20 protein-coding genes are annotated in these 12,151 nt (G+C 69.6%); 5 read left to right on the forward strand and 15 right to left on the reverse strand.

Translation table 11 applies throughout. From position 1 onward, the window contains the following. The first annotated feature begins 76 nt into the window (after positions 1-76). The 3 genes from ABZ939_RS19505 to ABZ939_RS19515 all read left to right on the forward strand — a co-directional run bounded on the left by ABZ939_RS19505 (position 77) and on the right by ABZ939_RS19515 (position 2,095). Positions 77-520: an ATP-binding protein gene (locus ABZ939_RS19505; RefSeq protein ID WP_361856285.1), complete on the forward strand. Its 444-nt coding sequence runs from the start codon at positions 77-79 to the stop codon at positions 518-520. Between the two features lie 152 nt (positions 521-672). Continuing rightward, positions 673-1,521, forward strand: a complete 849-nt coding sequence (locus tag ABZ939_RS19510; protein ID WP_361856288.1) for a SigB/SigF/SigG family RNA polymerase sigma factor — start codon at positions 673-675, stop codon at positions 1,519-1,521. Positions 1,522-1,663: 142 nt separating this feature from the next. After that, positions 1,664-2,095 carry an ATP-binding protein gene (locus ABZ939_RS19515; protein ID WP_361856290.1) on the forward strand — a complete coding sequence of 144 codons (432 nt, stop codon included), beginning with the start codon at positions 1,664-1,666 and terminating at the stop codon, positions 2,093-2,095. 116 nt (positions 2,096-2,211) lie between these two features. Here the strand turns inward: ABZ939_RS19515 and ABZ939_RS19520 are convergent, their stop codons facing one another. Further along, positions 2,212-2,469, reverse strand: a complete 258-nt coding sequence (locus tag ABZ939_RS19520; protein WP_361856645.1) for a WhiB family transcriptional regulator — start codon at positions 2,467-2,469, stop codon at positions 2,212-2,214. A 54-nt stretch (positions 2,470-2,523) separates the two neighbouring features. Beyond that, on the reverse strand, positions 2,524-2,979 hold the full coding sequence (locus tag ABZ939_RS19525; RefSeq protein ID WP_361856293.1) for an SsgA family sporulation/cell division regulator: 456 nt from the start codon (positions 2,977-2,979) through the stop codon (positions 2,524-2,526). Between the two features lie 300 nt (positions 2,980-3,279). On the opposite strand from ABZ939_RS19525, the gene ABZ939_RS19530 reads away from it, so the two are divergent. Next, the gene (locus ABZ939_RS19530; protein ID WP_361856296.1) at positions 3,280-3,648 is read left to right on the forward strand and encodes a PRC-barrel domain-containing protein; all 369 of its coding nucleotides are present in this window, start codon (positions 3,280-3,282) and stop codon (positions 3,646-3,648) included. Positions 3,649-3,806: 158 nt separating this feature from the next. Here ABZ939_RS19530 and ABZ939_RS19535 read toward each other — a convergent pair whose 3' ends face one another. The 10 genes from ABZ939_RS19535 to ABZ939_RS19580 all read right to left on the reverse strand — a co-directional run bounded on the left by ABZ939_RS19535 (position 3,807) and on the right by ABZ939_RS19580 (position 8,022). Next, on the reverse strand, positions 3,807-4,181 hold the full coding sequence (locus ABZ939_RS19535; protein WP_361856298.1) for a hypothetical protein: 375 nt from the start codon (positions 4,179-4,181) through the stop codon (positions 3,807-3,809). A 39-nt stretch (positions 4,182-4,220) separates the two neighbouring features. Then, positions 4,221-4,499, reverse strand: coding sequence for a gas vesicle protein K (locus ABZ939_RS19540; protein WP_361856301.1), 279 nt, complete (start codon positions 4,497-4,499; stop codon positions 4,221-4,223). Next, positions 4,496-4,720, reverse strand: a complete 225-nt coding sequence (locus ABZ939_RS19545; RefSeq protein ID WP_361856304.1) for a gas vesicle protein — start codon at positions 4,718-4,720, stop codon at positions 4,496-4,498. Before ABZ939_RS19545 ends, ABZ939_RS19540 begins: the two co-directional genes overlap by 4 nt. Further along, a complete protein-coding gene (locus ABZ939_RS19550) occupies positions 4,717-5,583 on the reverse strand; it encodes a GvpL/GvpF family gas vesicle protein (RefSeq protein WP_361856307.1) in 867 nt (288 codons plus the stop codon). Before ABZ939_RS19550 ends, ABZ939_RS19545 begins: the two co-directional genes overlap by 4 nt. Then, positions 5,580-5,894, reverse strand: coding sequence for a gas vesicle protein (locus ABZ939_RS19555; protein ID WP_361856310.1), 315 nt, complete (start codon positions 5,892-5,894; stop codon positions 5,580-5,582). The genes ABZ939_RS19550 and ABZ939_RS19555 overlap by 4 nt, the downstream gene beginning before the upstream one ends. After that, positions 5,891-6,148, reverse strand: a complete 258-nt coding sequence (locus ABZ939_RS19560) for a gas vesicle protein GvpG (protein ID WP_361856313.1) — start codon at positions 6,146-6,148, stop codon at positions 5,891-5,893. The genes ABZ939_RS19555 and ABZ939_RS19560 overlap by 4 nt, the downstream gene beginning before the upstream one ends. 5 nt (positions 6,149-6,153) lie before the next feature. Next, positions 6,154-6,873 (reverse strand): GvpL/GvpF family gas vesicle protein, encoded by a 720-nt coding sequence (locus tag ABZ939_RS19565; protein ID WP_361856316.1) that lies wholly within the window; start codon positions 6,871-6,873, stop codon positions 6,154-6,156. Continuing rightward, positions 6,870-7,310, reverse strand: a complete 441-nt coding sequence (locus ABZ939_RS19570; protein ID WP_361856319.1) for a gas vesicle structural protein GvpA — start codon at positions 7,308-7,310, stop codon at positions 6,870-6,872. The genes ABZ939_RS19565 and ABZ939_RS19570 overlap by 4 nt, the downstream gene beginning before the upstream one ends. Before the next feature lie 51 nt (positions 7,311-7,361). Next, positions 7,362-7,670, reverse strand: coding sequence for a gas vesicle protein GvpO (gvpO, locus tag ABZ939_RS19575; protein ID WP_361856322.1), 309 nt, complete (start codon positions 7,668-7,670; stop codon positions 7,362-7,364). 88 nt (positions 7,671-7,758) lie between these two features. After that, on the reverse strand, positions 7,759-8,022 hold the full coding sequence (locus ABZ939_RS19580; protein ID WP_361856325.1) for a GlsB/YeaQ/YmgE family stress response membrane protein: 264 nt from the start codon (positions 8,020-8,022) through the stop codon (positions 7,759-7,761). 285 nt (positions 8,023-8,307) lie between these two features. Here ABZ939_RS19580 and ABZ939_RS19585 point away from each other — a divergent pair, with 285 nt between their 5' ends. Beyond that, positions 8,308-9,531, forward strand: a complete 1,224-nt coding sequence (locus ABZ939_RS19585) for a PP2C family protein-serine/threonine phosphatase (RefSeq protein WP_361856328.1) — start codon at positions 8,308-8,310, stop codon at positions 9,529-9,531. Positions 9,532-9,553: 22 nt separating this feature from the next. Here the strand turns inward: ABZ939_RS19585 and ABZ939_RS19590 are convergent, their stop codons facing one another. From ABZ939_RS19590 to ABZ939_RS19600, 3 genes are all read right to left on the reverse strand, one after another. Then, positions 9,554-9,772 carry a hypothetical protein gene (locus ABZ939_RS19590; RefSeq protein WP_361856331.1) on the reverse strand — a complete coding sequence of 73 codons (219 nt, stop codon included), beginning with the start codon at positions 9,770-9,772 and terminating at the stop codon, positions 9,554-9,556. 316 nt (positions 9,773-10,088) lie between these two features. Further along, the gene (locus ABZ939_RS19595) at positions 10,089-11,366 is read right to left on the reverse strand and encodes an extracellular solute-binding protein (protein WP_361856334.1); all 1,278 of its coding nucleotides are present in this window, start codon (positions 11,364-11,366) and stop codon (positions 10,089-10,091) included. A gap of 280 nt (positions 11,367-11,646) precedes the next feature. Beyond that, positions 11,647-11,868 (reverse strand): hypothetical protein, encoded by a 222-nt coding sequence (locus ABZ939_RS19600; RefSeq protein WP_361856337.1) that lies wholly within the window; start codon positions 11,866-11,868, stop codon positions 11,647-11,649. Between the last annotated feature and the right edge of the window lie 283 nt (positions 11,869-12,151).

The raw sequence follows: 12,151 nt of genomic DNA on the forward strand, positions 1-12,151 counted from the left end.
GGTGTGGGACGGGCGCACGGGGGAAATCCGACGGAATAGGCGGGAAGGGCGACCGTCACGCGAGAAGGGAAGGGCGATGGGTGAGGTGATCACCAGAAGAAGCGCGGTGCGTCGGCCGCCGCTGTCGGCGAGCGTGTTCTACGACGGCGCCGACATGGGGGACAGGATGATCGCGTCGGCCCGCGATTTCACGGCCGACTTCCTCACCGCCGCGCCGGCCGCGGGAGGCGATCCGGTGCCCCAGGAGCGCGTCGACCTGGCCCGCCTGGTGGTCAGCGAACTGGTGACCAACGCGGTGCGGCACGCGCCGGGCCCCTGTCGGGTGCTTCTCGAATGGTTCGAGAACGCGCTGGACATCTCGGTGGTCGACCGGCTCGACGCCGCCCCAGTACCCCGGCCCCACGACCCCCTGCGTATCGGACAGCACGGTCTCGAGATCGTGATGGCGGTCTGCGAGAGCGTGAGTGTGGAGCCGCAGAGGTCAGGGAAACGCGTCCGGGCCCGTCTTTCGCTCGCGTGATCGGATTCGGCGGTCCCGGACCGGCTCGGTCCGAGATTCTTCGTTGCGCCGAGCTTTTCCTGACATGCCCCGCGGATGTGGGGGTAAGCGAGGTTCTCACGGGGGTAACGGCTACCGACGGACGAGAGAAGGTCATCAGAGTGCCGACTGCGGTGACGACGGAGACGAGGGCTGGTGCCGAGACGGGTACGGAGGACCTTCCCGTACTCGAATCTCCCCGCAAGGTCGCTCCGAAGGACGCGCGCGAGCTGTCGAAGGTCTTCTTCGAAAAGCTGGCGGTGATGGAGGAGGGGACACACGAGTACCAGTACGCGCGTAACACGCTGATCGAGATGAACATGTCACTCGTCCGCTACGCGGCCGGCCGGTTCCGGGTGACTCGCGGCGACGAGATGGAGGACATCGTCCAGGTCGGCACCATCGGTCTGATCAAGGCCATCGACCGGTTCGACCTCGCCCGCGAGGTGGAGTTCACCAGCTTCGCCATCCCCTACATCGTCGGCGAGATCAAGCGCTTCTTCCGTGACACCTCCTGGGCGGTCCATGTACCGCGCCGGTTGCAGGAAGCCCGGGTGGAGCTGGCCAAGGCGACCGAGGAGCTGAGCTCCCGCCTCGGACGCGCCCCGAGCGTGGCGGAACTGTCCACGCTGATGAACCTCTCCGAGGACGAGGTGATCGAGGCGCGGATCGCCTCCAACGGGTACAACTCCGCGTCGCTCGACGCCGCCGTCGCGCCGGACGGCGACGACGATGCCGCGGCGCTCGCCGACTTCATCGGAATCGAGGACCCGGCGCTCGAGCTCTTCGAGGACTTCCACACACTCGCGCCGCTGATCGTCGAACTCGACGACCGCAGCCGGCGGATCCTGCATCTGCGGTTCGTCGAGGAGCTGACGCAGTCGGAGATCGGCAAGGAGCTCGGCATCTCCCAGATGCACGTCTCGCGCCTGCTCTCCCGCAATCTGGCACGCCTGCGCAAGGGCATGCTCGACCAGACGTAGAAAGGGATCGACGCGGACGGGTTGCCCACCCAGCGGAACGGCCTCACCAACCCCCTTCTGGTGAGGCCGTTCCGTGCTGCGACGAGAAGCGGAGCGAGGGGAGAATCCGGACCAGGCCGAGGAAGGCGAACGGGGAATCGACGTGAGAGAGGCCAGCCCGACCGGGGTGTGCGAGGTGGAGGCCCGGCGGGCCGTCGTGGAACTCGGCAGCGCCCAGGGCGCTGTCGGGGAGGCCCGGGACTTCACCACCGCGTTCCTCGTGCGTCACATGCAACCTTGCAGGCCCTGGCCGCAGGAGGGCGTCGAAGCCGCCCGGCTCGTCGTCAGCGAACTCGTCACCAACGTGGTGAAGTACGCACCCGGGCCCTGCCGCCTTGAGCTCGCCCTGCACGAGGGGGTGCTGGAGATATCGGTGTACGACACCGATCCCGTCGTCCCGGTCGCCCGCCCCCGCAACCCCGACCGGCTCGGGCAGCACGGCATGGAGATCGTGCTGGCGCTCTGCGCCGCGGTTGAGACCCAGGTCGTGCCGCCCGAGGGCAAATGGGTCAGGGCGCGTCTTCCACTCGGCTGACCTGCGCCGGCGCGATGCCCGTCACGGCGTGCCACCGGCGCGTCTTCCACTTGGCCGACCTGCCCGCGGCGCGACGCCCGTCACGGCGTGCCGTGCCACCGCGCGTCGTGCGCGGCTCATTTCGCCTTGTTCGCCCGGCGGCGCGACCTTCGCTTCAGCGCCTGCCGCTCGTCCTCGCGCAGGCCGCCCCACACGCCCGTCACCTGGCGGGAATCGTCCATGGCCCAGCGCAGGCATTCCTCGCGCACGGGGCAGCGCCGGCAGATCTCCTTGGCCTCCTCGGCCTGTATCAGCGCCGGTGCGCCTGTCCCCACCGGGAAGAAGAGGTCCGGGTCGACATCCTGGCAGGCCGCTCGTGCACGCCAGCTGTCCAGCATCAGTTCCTCCAGTCACATGCGTTCGTCTGTCCGTCGCGCGGGAATCCGGCTCTACGGCCGCGCGAAGAGCTGAGAGGTCTCGGCCGCCCAGTCGATCCGCGCGGCCTCCCCTCCCTCGGGTACGGCGCCATACGTCTCATCCAGCCACCTCCGCAGACCCGCGCGGTCGACGTCGACCAGGGCGAACGCCTCGGCGGGGCCCAGCCGCATGCGGACGCGTCCTTCTCTGCCGCCGCAGCGCAGCGGCCACAGCCGGACGTCGCCCTCGCCGCTCAGGACACGGGCCCCGGAGCGCAACAGGTCCCGGGAGAAGGTCCAGTCGACGACCCTGCTCAGCGGAAGCCGGAAGGTGATGCGTACTGCCCAGGGGTCGTCGGGGTCGTAGTGGAACGTGGCCTCGACGGGCAGGCCGATCTCTCCAAGGGCCTGACGGGCGGTGGTGTGCCACGACCGCACCGGAGGTACCGGGGGCGGCTGGGTGGTCTCGTGCCGGCTGGATTCAGACATCGTCACCATTTCCGTCGGGAATCGCGCCGCTGCCCGAGCGGCGCCGTACTCCCCGCTCGTAACCCCGGACATGGATTTCACGCATTCTCTCTGTGAGAGGGGCGTGAAAGCTCCTCTTCGGCTGAAAGGTTCGGGTGCATCCCGAGCAGGATGCCCGCCGTGAGATCGGGCGAATGCCTTGCCAGGGTCGGGGCAGGCGGAGTTCAGGCGGGGAAGGCACCCCGCTGCGAAAGACACACGGAAAAGGAGGGCGGCGGTAATCCGCCGACCGCCCTTGCCTACCGGAGGAGTTGTTTTCGCGTGACTGAGCACGTGTGGAGCTACAAGTCGACCGCGGGTCATCTGGCCGGCGCCGAATTGACCGGCTACAAGGTCGAGGCGATCGACGGCAGCATCGGGAAGGTGGACAAGCACTCCGACGAGGTCGATGACGCCTATCTGGTCGTGGACACCGGGGTCTGGATCTTCGGCAAGGAGGTCCTCCTTCCGGCCGGCACCGTGGTTCGGATCGACGTGGACGAGCAGAAGATCTTCGTCGACCGCACCAAGGAGCAGATCAAGGGCGCTCCCGAGTTCCACCGCGACAAGCACCTCGACGACCCCGCCTACCGCCAGGAGCTGGGCACGTACTACGGACCGGGTGGCCCCTTCGGAGGCCGTATCGTCTGAATCCTCGTGCGAAGGAGGGCCCGAACTCGACGAGTTCGGGCCCTCCTTCGGTTGGGCACCCGGACCTGGGTGGGGGCACGCGGAACGGCGGGCACCCGCCCCGCTGGGGGAGGGTGCCCGCCGGTGTCGTCCCCCGTACGGTCACGGGGTCCCGCTGCTCAGATCCTGCCGCCGGTGAGCCGCGAGATCGGGCCACGGCGGCGCAGGCCCGCTCGCCGTCCCAGGGCGTACGCCCCGGTGACGAGCGCGGCCGTACTGGCCACGGTCCCGCCGGCGACGCCCTTGCGGGCGCGCAGGGTGGTCCAGAGCCAGCCGCCGGGACCCACGACCCCGCGTACCGCCTGGGCGGCGGCGAGTGTCTTCTCCGCCATCGGGGCCGGAAGCGCGGTCAGCGTGGCGGTGGTCTCGTCCTTGGCGTCCGACACGGCCTTCACCGCGTTGCCGGATCCACGGGTGGTTCGCCCCCGGCTGCCGGAGGTGTTCGAGCCGCTGGTACGGGCATTGCTGTTGTTGGTCTTCTCGGAAGCACTCATGGTTCTCGTCTGTTCCCGTTCCGGCGTGGCAAACCCCGTTCACAGCAGTTTGCCCAGAGGGCCCAGGTCTAGGTTGAGATCCTCTGGTTCCAGGCCGAACCGGTCCCGGAGCACGCCCATCCGGTCTTCGAGGAGCATGAGGGTCAGACCCAGCCGCTCTTCCTGCTCCTCGGTGAGGTCGCCGACCTCGACCCGGCGCAGCGCCTGGCGCTCCATCAGTTCGCGCAACAGCTCGATGACGGTCAACACCAGGCGTGCCAGGTCGCGTTCGACCGTGTCGGGGTCGAGTTCGACCCGCCGAGGGCGCGGTGAGGTCACGGCGACACCTGCTCCCACGGGGACGGCACGGCGTCGCCGACGGAGCTGACGAGCGCCTTGAGGTCGATGCGTACGAGATCGACATCCGCGATGCGGAGGGTGATGTCTCCGGCCAGGACCACACCGCCGGCCAGGAGCCGGTCCAGGACGTCGACGAGGGCGATCTCCTCGCCGCGGATCGCCACCGGATCGAGGCCCGTCGCCGGATCGAGGCCCGTCATCGGGTCGTTCCCGGTTCAGGGGCGTTCTGGGTGAACGAGTACGGCACCCAGGGCCCCGTCACGTCCACGCGTACGCCGTCGGGAAGGACGTCACGCGCCGGGAGGGCGTCGAGGAAGTCCTGTCCTCCCTCGACCGGGACGAGATACGCGGCATTGAGCACGTTCCGGCCGGGTGCGTGGGCGAGCCGCGCGTGTTGCGGCGGATGCAGTACGGCGTCGCTCGCACGGGACGCGAGCAGAGCGTGGAGGCGGTCCGCGGTGTCGGACACGCGCGCGGCGCGGTACTGGCGGGTCCGTTGGTCGTCCAGGCGTCGGCGCAGATAGTCCCGCCCCGCCGAGCGGGCGGCACGCACCGAGCCCGATGACTCCGACGAGACCGCTGAGCCCGCCGAGTCGGCCCCGTCGGTCGGGCCTGTCGCGTCGCCCCGGCCCGACGGGTCCGTGTCGTCGTCCACGTACAGCTTGACGCCCCATTCCTCCATGCCGGCGATCCGGTCGAGGCTCGCGCGGAGCGGGTCGTGACCGGTGTCCAGCAGTCGGCGTACCCCCGGCTCGCCACGGCAGACCGTCGCGAGCCGCATCGGAACGGTCGTGGTGCGGCGCCCGACCGCACCCACCACGCGGTGGTGGGCGCGGGCGACCGACGCCACCCAGTCGAGATCCTCCAGGTGCTCCCGCAGTGGGCCCTCGTCGAACTCGCCCGCGTCGACGGGCTCGACGACGGCGGTGAGCCCCCGGTGCTCGACCAGCGTCAGCCTCGCGCCGAGCGGCGGGTCGGGTGGCTCGTCCGGCACGGGAAGCGGAGACAGCGCGGGGGAGGAGGCGACGACGGCGTACACGTACAGCAGGGGTTCCGGGATCATGTCTCCGTCCTGGCTTCCAACTCGGCTACTCGGCGGCGCAGCTCCTCGTTCTCGCGGCCCAGCTCACCCTGCCGGGCCCGGGAGGAGAGCGCCGGATCCTGCTCCCACCAGTCGATCCCCATCTCCTTCGCCCGCTCGACGGAGGCGACGACGAGGCGCAGCTTGATGGTGAGCAGCTCGATGTCGAGGAGGTTGACTCGGATGTCCCCGGCGATGACGACGCCCTTGTCGAGGACGCGTTCGAGGATGTCGGCGAGGTTGGCCCCAGAGTGGTCGTCATAGGGGCGGGGGAGGCCGGAGGGCGCCGTCATGACCCCGCCCCCTGCCCACCACCGGCCCTGCCGGCGCTCTCCAGCCTGGCCAGCAGTTCGTCCTCCCGACGGTCGAACTCCGTCTCGTCCATCCCGCCCGCCTCGTACACGGCGACCAGCCGCGCCAGCTCCCGCTGGATCACGGCCGGGTCGTAGTACTGCCGCTCCGCCTCGGCGACGACCTGCCTGAGCACCCATGCGGTGCCCCGGACCGGCGCGGCGGGCAGCAGCAGCACCTCCTTGAGCAGACCCATGGCGCTCAGTCCGTCACGGTGAAGCTGTACGCCGGCAGGGGGCCCGTCACCTGCACCTGCAGGTGTTCGTGCTCCTCGTGCAGCCGCCGGACGGCCTCCAGGAACTCGTCCCGTCGCTCCCGTTCCACCAGGAACGACAGGTTGGCCAGCCATCCGGTGCCCTCCGGGCCCTGTCGGGTTCCGGCCGCGCGGGGGGTGAGAGTCTCCCTCACGAGCGCCGCGTCGACCTTCTCCCGCTCGGCGACCGCTCGGGCCACCAGCTCGCCGAACGCCAGCTTCGCCGCGTGATCGCCGCCTCCCGCCGCGCGGTTGGCGGCGTGCCGTGCCATCAGCGCGGGATCGTCGGCCAATACGGCGGACAGCACGGCCTCCTCGTGGTGGGAGGCCTTCACGTTGAACTCGTCCTTGCCCTCGAGTGCGGCGAGGCGCTCCAGATAGAGGTCGTGGTGCTCCTCGAGGATCGACGCGACGGTGTCGTCGTCGGGGGAGACCCCGCCGAACCGGAGCGGCAGCACGGGCCCTCCGTGCGCGGCGCCGATCACCACCCTCTGGTGGGCCAGCAGGTCACGCCGCTTGGGCTTCAGTTCCATCGGTGCGTCGCTCACCAGCGCCACCAGGTCGCCGCTTCGGACGGTCCTCACCGGCATCGGTGGCTCGCCGATGCCCTCGGCGCCGTCGGGCAGCTGCTGTTCGGCGCGGGTGATGCCGTACACGTAGGTGCTCATTCCTTCTCCTCCCCGCGGGTGCTGGTACGCCTCCGGGACTTGCTCGGGGCCGGCTCCTCCTTCGCCTCGGCGTCGTCGCCGCGCACCTGGTGGAAGGCGTCGGAGATGCTCTGGGCGGCGCCGCTCAGGGCGCCCTTCGTCTTTCGGCGTGCTCCGGACTCGGTTGCCTCGTCGAGGAGTTCGGGCAGGCCGGGGTTCTTGCGCGGTCCGGCTTCCAGGTCGAGTCGGTTGCAGGCCTCGGCGAACCTCAGGTAGGTGTCCACACTGGCGACGACGACACGTATGTCGATCTTCAGGATCTCGATGCCGACCAGGGAGACCCGCACGAACGCGTCGATCACCAGGCCGCGGTCCAGTACCAGTTCGAGGACGTCGTACAGGCCGCTGGAGCCGCCTCCGGAGGCGGCGGGGGCGGGTTGGGCAGGAACGACGGTCATGGTTTTCCGATTCCTTCTCGTCTCGGGGACGGAGGCCGGGACACCGCTCGGTCAGCGGCGGTCCACACGACCCCTCTCGTAACGCCGGGTGCGCCGGTAGCCGATGAGCGCGCCGTGGTCGTCGACCTCCACCTCGTACGAGGCCAGCAAGCTCATGGTGTCCGGGACCCGGGGCAGTTCGAGGACCTCGACCGACAGCCGCCAGCCACCGTTCTCGTGGCGCTCGCAGGCGCTGACCGCCTCGGCCGGCTGCGACAGCAACTCCGTCAGCTGTTCCTTCGCCGCCCGGATCACCCCGGCGGCGTGGAGCGGCTGCCTCTGATCGGTCCTCTCCGTACCGTTCTCGGATGTGTCGGTCATGTCATCCTCCTGGGGCGTATGTCCGCCCGATGGGGCCTCAAACTCCTTGCGGAACAACCTGATTCGGCGCGAGGACCGACCGGGCGCGTCAGCGCAGACCCTTCGCCCTGGAGAGCGCGGCCACGCCGAGCGCCGCCAGGGCGATCTGCACCGCCCACTGGATCCAGTCCACGCCGTCGGTGTCCGCGAGGCCCATCGCGCGGGCGATCAGCGTCCCCAGGAAGGCCGCCAGGATGCCGACGACGATGGTCCACAGCAGTCCGATGTGCTGCCGCCCCGGCAGAACGAGTCGGCCCAGGAGCCCGATGATCACTCCGATGAGCAACGCGCTGATGATTCCGGAGATTTCCACGGTGAGACTCTCCCTCTGTCCTTCGTCCGTACGTCCGTGCCGGACGGGTAGGTCCTCGCCTGCCCGCTTCGGCGGGACGCACGCGCCGTGCACAGGAACAGGGCCCGCGTCAGCACAGCACTCCGGTCCCCGCAACTCGGAACGCGCCTGGGAGTCACCCTGCGTGGCGCCCGGCCCCGTGAGGAGGCGATCACCGGAGGGCCTGCGTAGCCTGGAGCCACTCCAGGGGCGCGGGCCGTCCCTGCCGCCGCCCCGTAACACGCCCTGAGGAGCCGCGGAGGTCGAGTGTCGACGTACGAGGATGTCCTGGCCGATCTGCTGGCCCGCTCCCACCTGCTGTCCGGGCGGGAGCTCGCGAGCCTCGTCGACGACGCGGGCCGGCGCATGGGGCTCCAGGGAACAGCCATGTACGTGGCGGACCTGCAGCAGATGCGGCTTGTCGCACTGCCCCAGCCCGGTGCCGCGCGGCAGGGCATGCTCGATGTCGACACGTCACTGGCGGGCCTGGCCTACCGTACGCAGCAGGTACAGCGGTCGAGGGACGGCAGCACCGCCTGGCTGCCGATGATCGACGGAATCGAGCGCCTCGGCGTCCTGATGGTGACGGCGCCCTCGCTGGACGGCGCTCTGCTCAGGCGCAGCGAGACGCTCGCCGGAGTGGCGGCTCTGCTCGTGGTGTCGAAGTCTTCCCACAGCGACCTGCTGGTCGAGGCGGAGCGCATGCGGGCGATGACGGTGCAGGCCGAACTGCTGTGGGCCTTCCTGCCGCCGCGGACCATCGGCACGGCGGAGGTGACCTCCTCGGCGGTGCTGGAGCCCGCGTACGACATCGGCGGCGACACCTTCGACCACACCCTGGACGACAGCGGCCTGCACTTGACCGTCATCGACTCCATGGGCCACGACCTCGCCTCGGGCGGAGCCAGTGCCGCCGGGCTCGCCGCCTGCCGGGCGACCCGCCGCTCCGGCGGATCGCTGACCGACATCGTCACCTCGATCGACCGGATCCTGAACGAGTGGTTCACCGACCGGCTCATGACCGCCGTCGTCGCCCATCTGGACACCTCCGACGGCCGGTTGACCTGGATCAACTGCGGTCATCCGCCGCCCTTGCTGATCCGCCAGGGAAGAGTGCTCCCACAGGTACTGGCCCGGGAGCCCGGCCTGCCGCTCGGGTGGGGATTCGTGATCGAATCACCGCCCACCGAACACTCCGAACGCCTCCAGCCGGGTGACCGGATCCTCCTCTACAGCGACGGCGTCACCGAGGCCCGCTCGCCCGAGGGGGATCTGTACGGCGAGGAGCGCCTGGCCGACACCGTCATCCGCGCCACCGCGGCGGGTGATCCCGCCCCCGAGGCCCTCCGGCGCCTGGTCCAGGGCCTGCGGCAGCATCAGGACCACAAGCTGCGCGACGACGCCACCATCCTGCTCGTCGAATGGCACCCGAGCAGCCGTGGCACGGGAGGCACGAGGCCGGGCCACGACGTCCGCTCCGCACGCGGGTAGGCCTCGGGCCGGACGTGAGGCCTCAGGCCGCGTCCGCCGCCGTGTCCGGGCGGTCGCCGTGCGCAGGCTCTGCGGGCGGGGGAGAGTCCGGCACGAGACGCAGATGCCGGGGCCGGGCGTGTCGGGCCTGCTTCGACGGCACCTGAGCCGGGCCCCCGCCCGTCAGCCGGTCCTCGAGCCGGTCCATCGCGTAGAGCAGCAGCGCCAGCGTGGGCATCAACAGTATGGCGACGGCGGTCACGGCCTTACCTCCTCGGTGTCCCAGTTATCCTCTTTCGGTTCGGCTTCCCCGAACGTCGAGGGATGCGCGCCGCGGACGTGAAGATTCTGCGAGGAGAGGACACCATTGCGCCGGGATGGGAATGGTCGTCGCCCCGCGCACCTTGTGGGTGCTTCGCGAGCGACGAGACAGGCGTCCGGTCGACGCCGTACGGCCCGGTTGCCGCTTCCGGAAGGGGGGCGCGGGCGGGCAGCGAAAGAAGGTGGTGAATTCGAACGGGCCGGAGGGGACAGCCGGCGGCGGGGGAGGAAATGGTCCCCGCAGACCCCGGAGACCGCTACCTCGGCTGCGCTTCGTCCCGGGCCTGCTGGGCGATGCTGTCCAGTACGGTCTTCGGGTCGGCGGAGGGAGCGACGGCCTTGCCGATGTTCTCCTTGATGGTATTGCTCACCTGCAGCCAGGACGGTTCGTCGACCGGGTAGAGCTGGGCACTGCGCAATGCGGCGAGGAACTGCTCGGCGCTGGGGTCCGCCGCCGCATCCTGTGATGCCTGGGTGGCGGACACCGTCGACGGCAGCAGATGGTAGCGCCCGGCGAACTCGCTGAGGTTCTTGTCCTCGTAGACGAAGTTGAGGAACGAGCCCACCAGTTCGCGATTGCCGTCGTGCTTGAAAGCCATCATCCAGTCGGCGACGCCCGCCGCCGGCGGGGTCTCCGCGTCGCCCAGTGTGTCCGACACCGGCATGCGCAGCGTGCCGACCTTCATGCCCTTCGCCTTCGCCTCGTGAAGGAGCGAGGGATAGCCGTTGACCATACCGACGTCGCCGCGCAGGAAGGCGGCGAACGCGTCCTGTCGATTGAGCTCGGCCGGCGGGACCGGGCCGGTCAGGGCCGGCACGACCAGGTTGTCCTTGATCCAGCGGAACGTCTGTGTGTTCTTCTCGGACGCGATGCTGTACCTGCCGGTGCTGTCGGTGTACCCACCGCCGTTGCTCAGTTCCCAGATCAAGGCTTCGGCGTGCGCCTCCTCGGGGCCGAGCGGCAGGGCGTACGGGTAGAGCACGCCCTCCTTCTTCAGCGCCTCGGCCGCGTCCTTCAGCTCCGACCAGGTCTTCGGCGGCTCCGCTCCGGCCTCGTCGAACAGCTCCTCGTTGTAGAAGAGCAGCCGGCTGCTGGCCACGAAGGGCAAGCCGTAGAGGGTGCCGTCGACCGAGCCCGCCTCCGCGAGTGGCGGCAGGAAGTTCGCCTCCGCCCTGATCGACATCACCTCACTGGCGGCGTAAAGGCGTCCCTGCGCGGCGAAGTCGGAGTACGCGCCCATCAGAGCCACGTCCGGGGCGTTGTCATCCTGGACCATGCGGGTGACCTCGCGGTCGACGTCGGCCCACGGGTAGAGCGTCACTTCGACCTTCTTGCCGGGATGGGCGGCGGTGAAGGCGGCGGTCAGCTTGTCCCAGTACGCCCTGGAGCTGGTCGCAGGGCTGGTGCCGTACTCGGGGGCCACCAGGCGCAACGTGGTTCCGTCGCTCCCGGAGGAGCCGCAGGCGGTCACGAGGGAGCCCAGCAGTCCGAGCGCGGCCACGGAGGCGGTCATGCCGAAGGGTCTTGGTCGCATGGATCTTTCCTCTTGCTGCTTTTGGACAGTGCGTCCGAAATTCTCTCCTGGTCCGCGGTGTATTTCGCCCCCTGTCGAACGGTTGTGGTCATAGCTCCAACTGGGAAGATTCCGAATGGTGTCTTCCGATATAGCCGCGCTTATTCGGACGCGCGTAGAACCCTCCACGATGTCCAGAGCGACTCCGGTGAGGAGCATTGACGGATGGATGTGCTTTCCTCGCGAACTCGGAGGCCCCTCTGTTCCTGATCCTGAAGGCCGCGACCCGCTCCGCACGTCGTCATGCGACGAGCGCCCGGATCGGCATGACGATGTAGAGGACCAGCAGACCCAAGCCCACCAGCCCCAGGGGGGCGGCGCCGCCGGAGAACGTTCCCGAGAGGTAGGGAAGGGCGGCCAGCACCACGGCCGTGAGGGCGGTGGCGTGCACGGTCTGGGCGATCGGGGACCACGCTTGTTCCTGGAGGCTGTCGGCCTCTGCCCCGATGGCTGTCGGGAGCATGCAGGCAACCCAGGGCGCAGTCCGGGGTGTCAAGAAGCGCGGTGTGATCGCGCAGGGGAAGAGGGTGGGCCGCGGGACCCGGGCGCGCCATGCGAGCGACGGAAGCGCGAGGTCCATAACTCCTTTACGTGCTGGCTGATTTGCGGCTGTTTTCGTGGTCATTCCGTGGGGAGGATGTGGCTGCTCTGCGGGCTGTCGCAGTTCATGTCCTGTGTCGTGTGTCGTGGCGTGTGAAGGGTCGGGGCTGGAACGATGACCGGTGGGGTACGGAGACATCGCTGGG

The sequence above is a fragment of the Streptomyces sp. NPDC046712 genome (assembly GCF_040645695.1).
Lineage (GTDB): Bacteria > Actinomycetota > Actinomycetes > Streptomycetales > Streptomycetaceae > Streptomyces.

What these genes read in the sequence shown, in the direction of transcription:
- ABZ939_RS19505 (WP_361856285.1), top strand. Translation starts at nt 77, where the DNA reads ATGGGTGAGGTGATCACCAGAAGAAGCGCGGTGCGTCGGCCGCCGCTG.
- ABZ939_RS19525 (WP_361856293.1), bottom strand. Translation starts at nt 2,979, where the DNA reads ATGTCTGAATCCAGCCGGCACGAGACCACCCAGCCGCCCCCGGTACCT.
- ABZ939_RS19535 (WP_361856298.1), bottom strand. Translation starts at nt 4,181, where the DNA reads ATGAGTGCTTCCGAGAAGACCAACAACAGCAATGCCCGTACCAGCGGC.
- ABZ939_RS19545 (WP_361856304.1), bottom strand. Translation starts at nt 4,720, where the DNA reads ATGACGGGCCTCGATCCGGCGACGGGCCTCGATCCGGTGGCGATCCGC.
- ABZ939_RS19550 (WP_361856307.1), bottom strand. Translation starts at nt 5,583, where the DNA reads ATGATCCCGGAACCCCTGCTGTACGTGTACGCCGTCGTCGCCTCCTCC.
- ABZ939_RS19555 (WP_361856310.1), bottom strand. Translation starts at nt 5,894, where the DNA reads ATGACGGCGCCCTCCGGCCTCCCCCGCCCCTATGACGACCACTCTGGG.
- ABZ939_RS19560 (WP_361856313.1), bottom strand. Translation starts at nt 6,148, where the DNA reads ATGGGTCTGCTCAAGGAGGTGCTGCTGCTGCCCGCCGCGCCGGTCCGG.
- ABZ939_RS19565 (WP_361856316.1), bottom strand. Translation starts at nt 6,873, where the DNA reads ATGAGCACCTACGTGTACGGCATCACCCGCGCCGAACAGCAGCTGCCC.
- ABZ939_RS19570 (WP_361856319.1), bottom strand. Translation starts at nt 7,310, where the DNA reads ATGACCGTCGTTCCTGCCCAACCCGCCCCCGCCGCCTCCGGAGGCGGC.
- gvpO (WP_361856322.1), bottom strand. Translation starts at nt 7,670, where the DNA reads ATGACCGACACATCCGAGAACGGTACGGAGAGGACCGATCAGAGGCAG.
- ABZ939_RS19595 (WP_361856334.1), bottom strand. Translation starts at nt 11,366, where the DNA reads ATGCGACCAAGACCCTTCGGCATGACCGCCTCCGTGGCCGCGCTCGGA.
- ABZ939_RS19600 (WP_361856337.1), bottom strand. Translation starts at nt 11,868, where the DNA reads ATGCTCCCGACAGCCATCGGGGCAGAGGCCGACAGCCTCCAGGAACAA.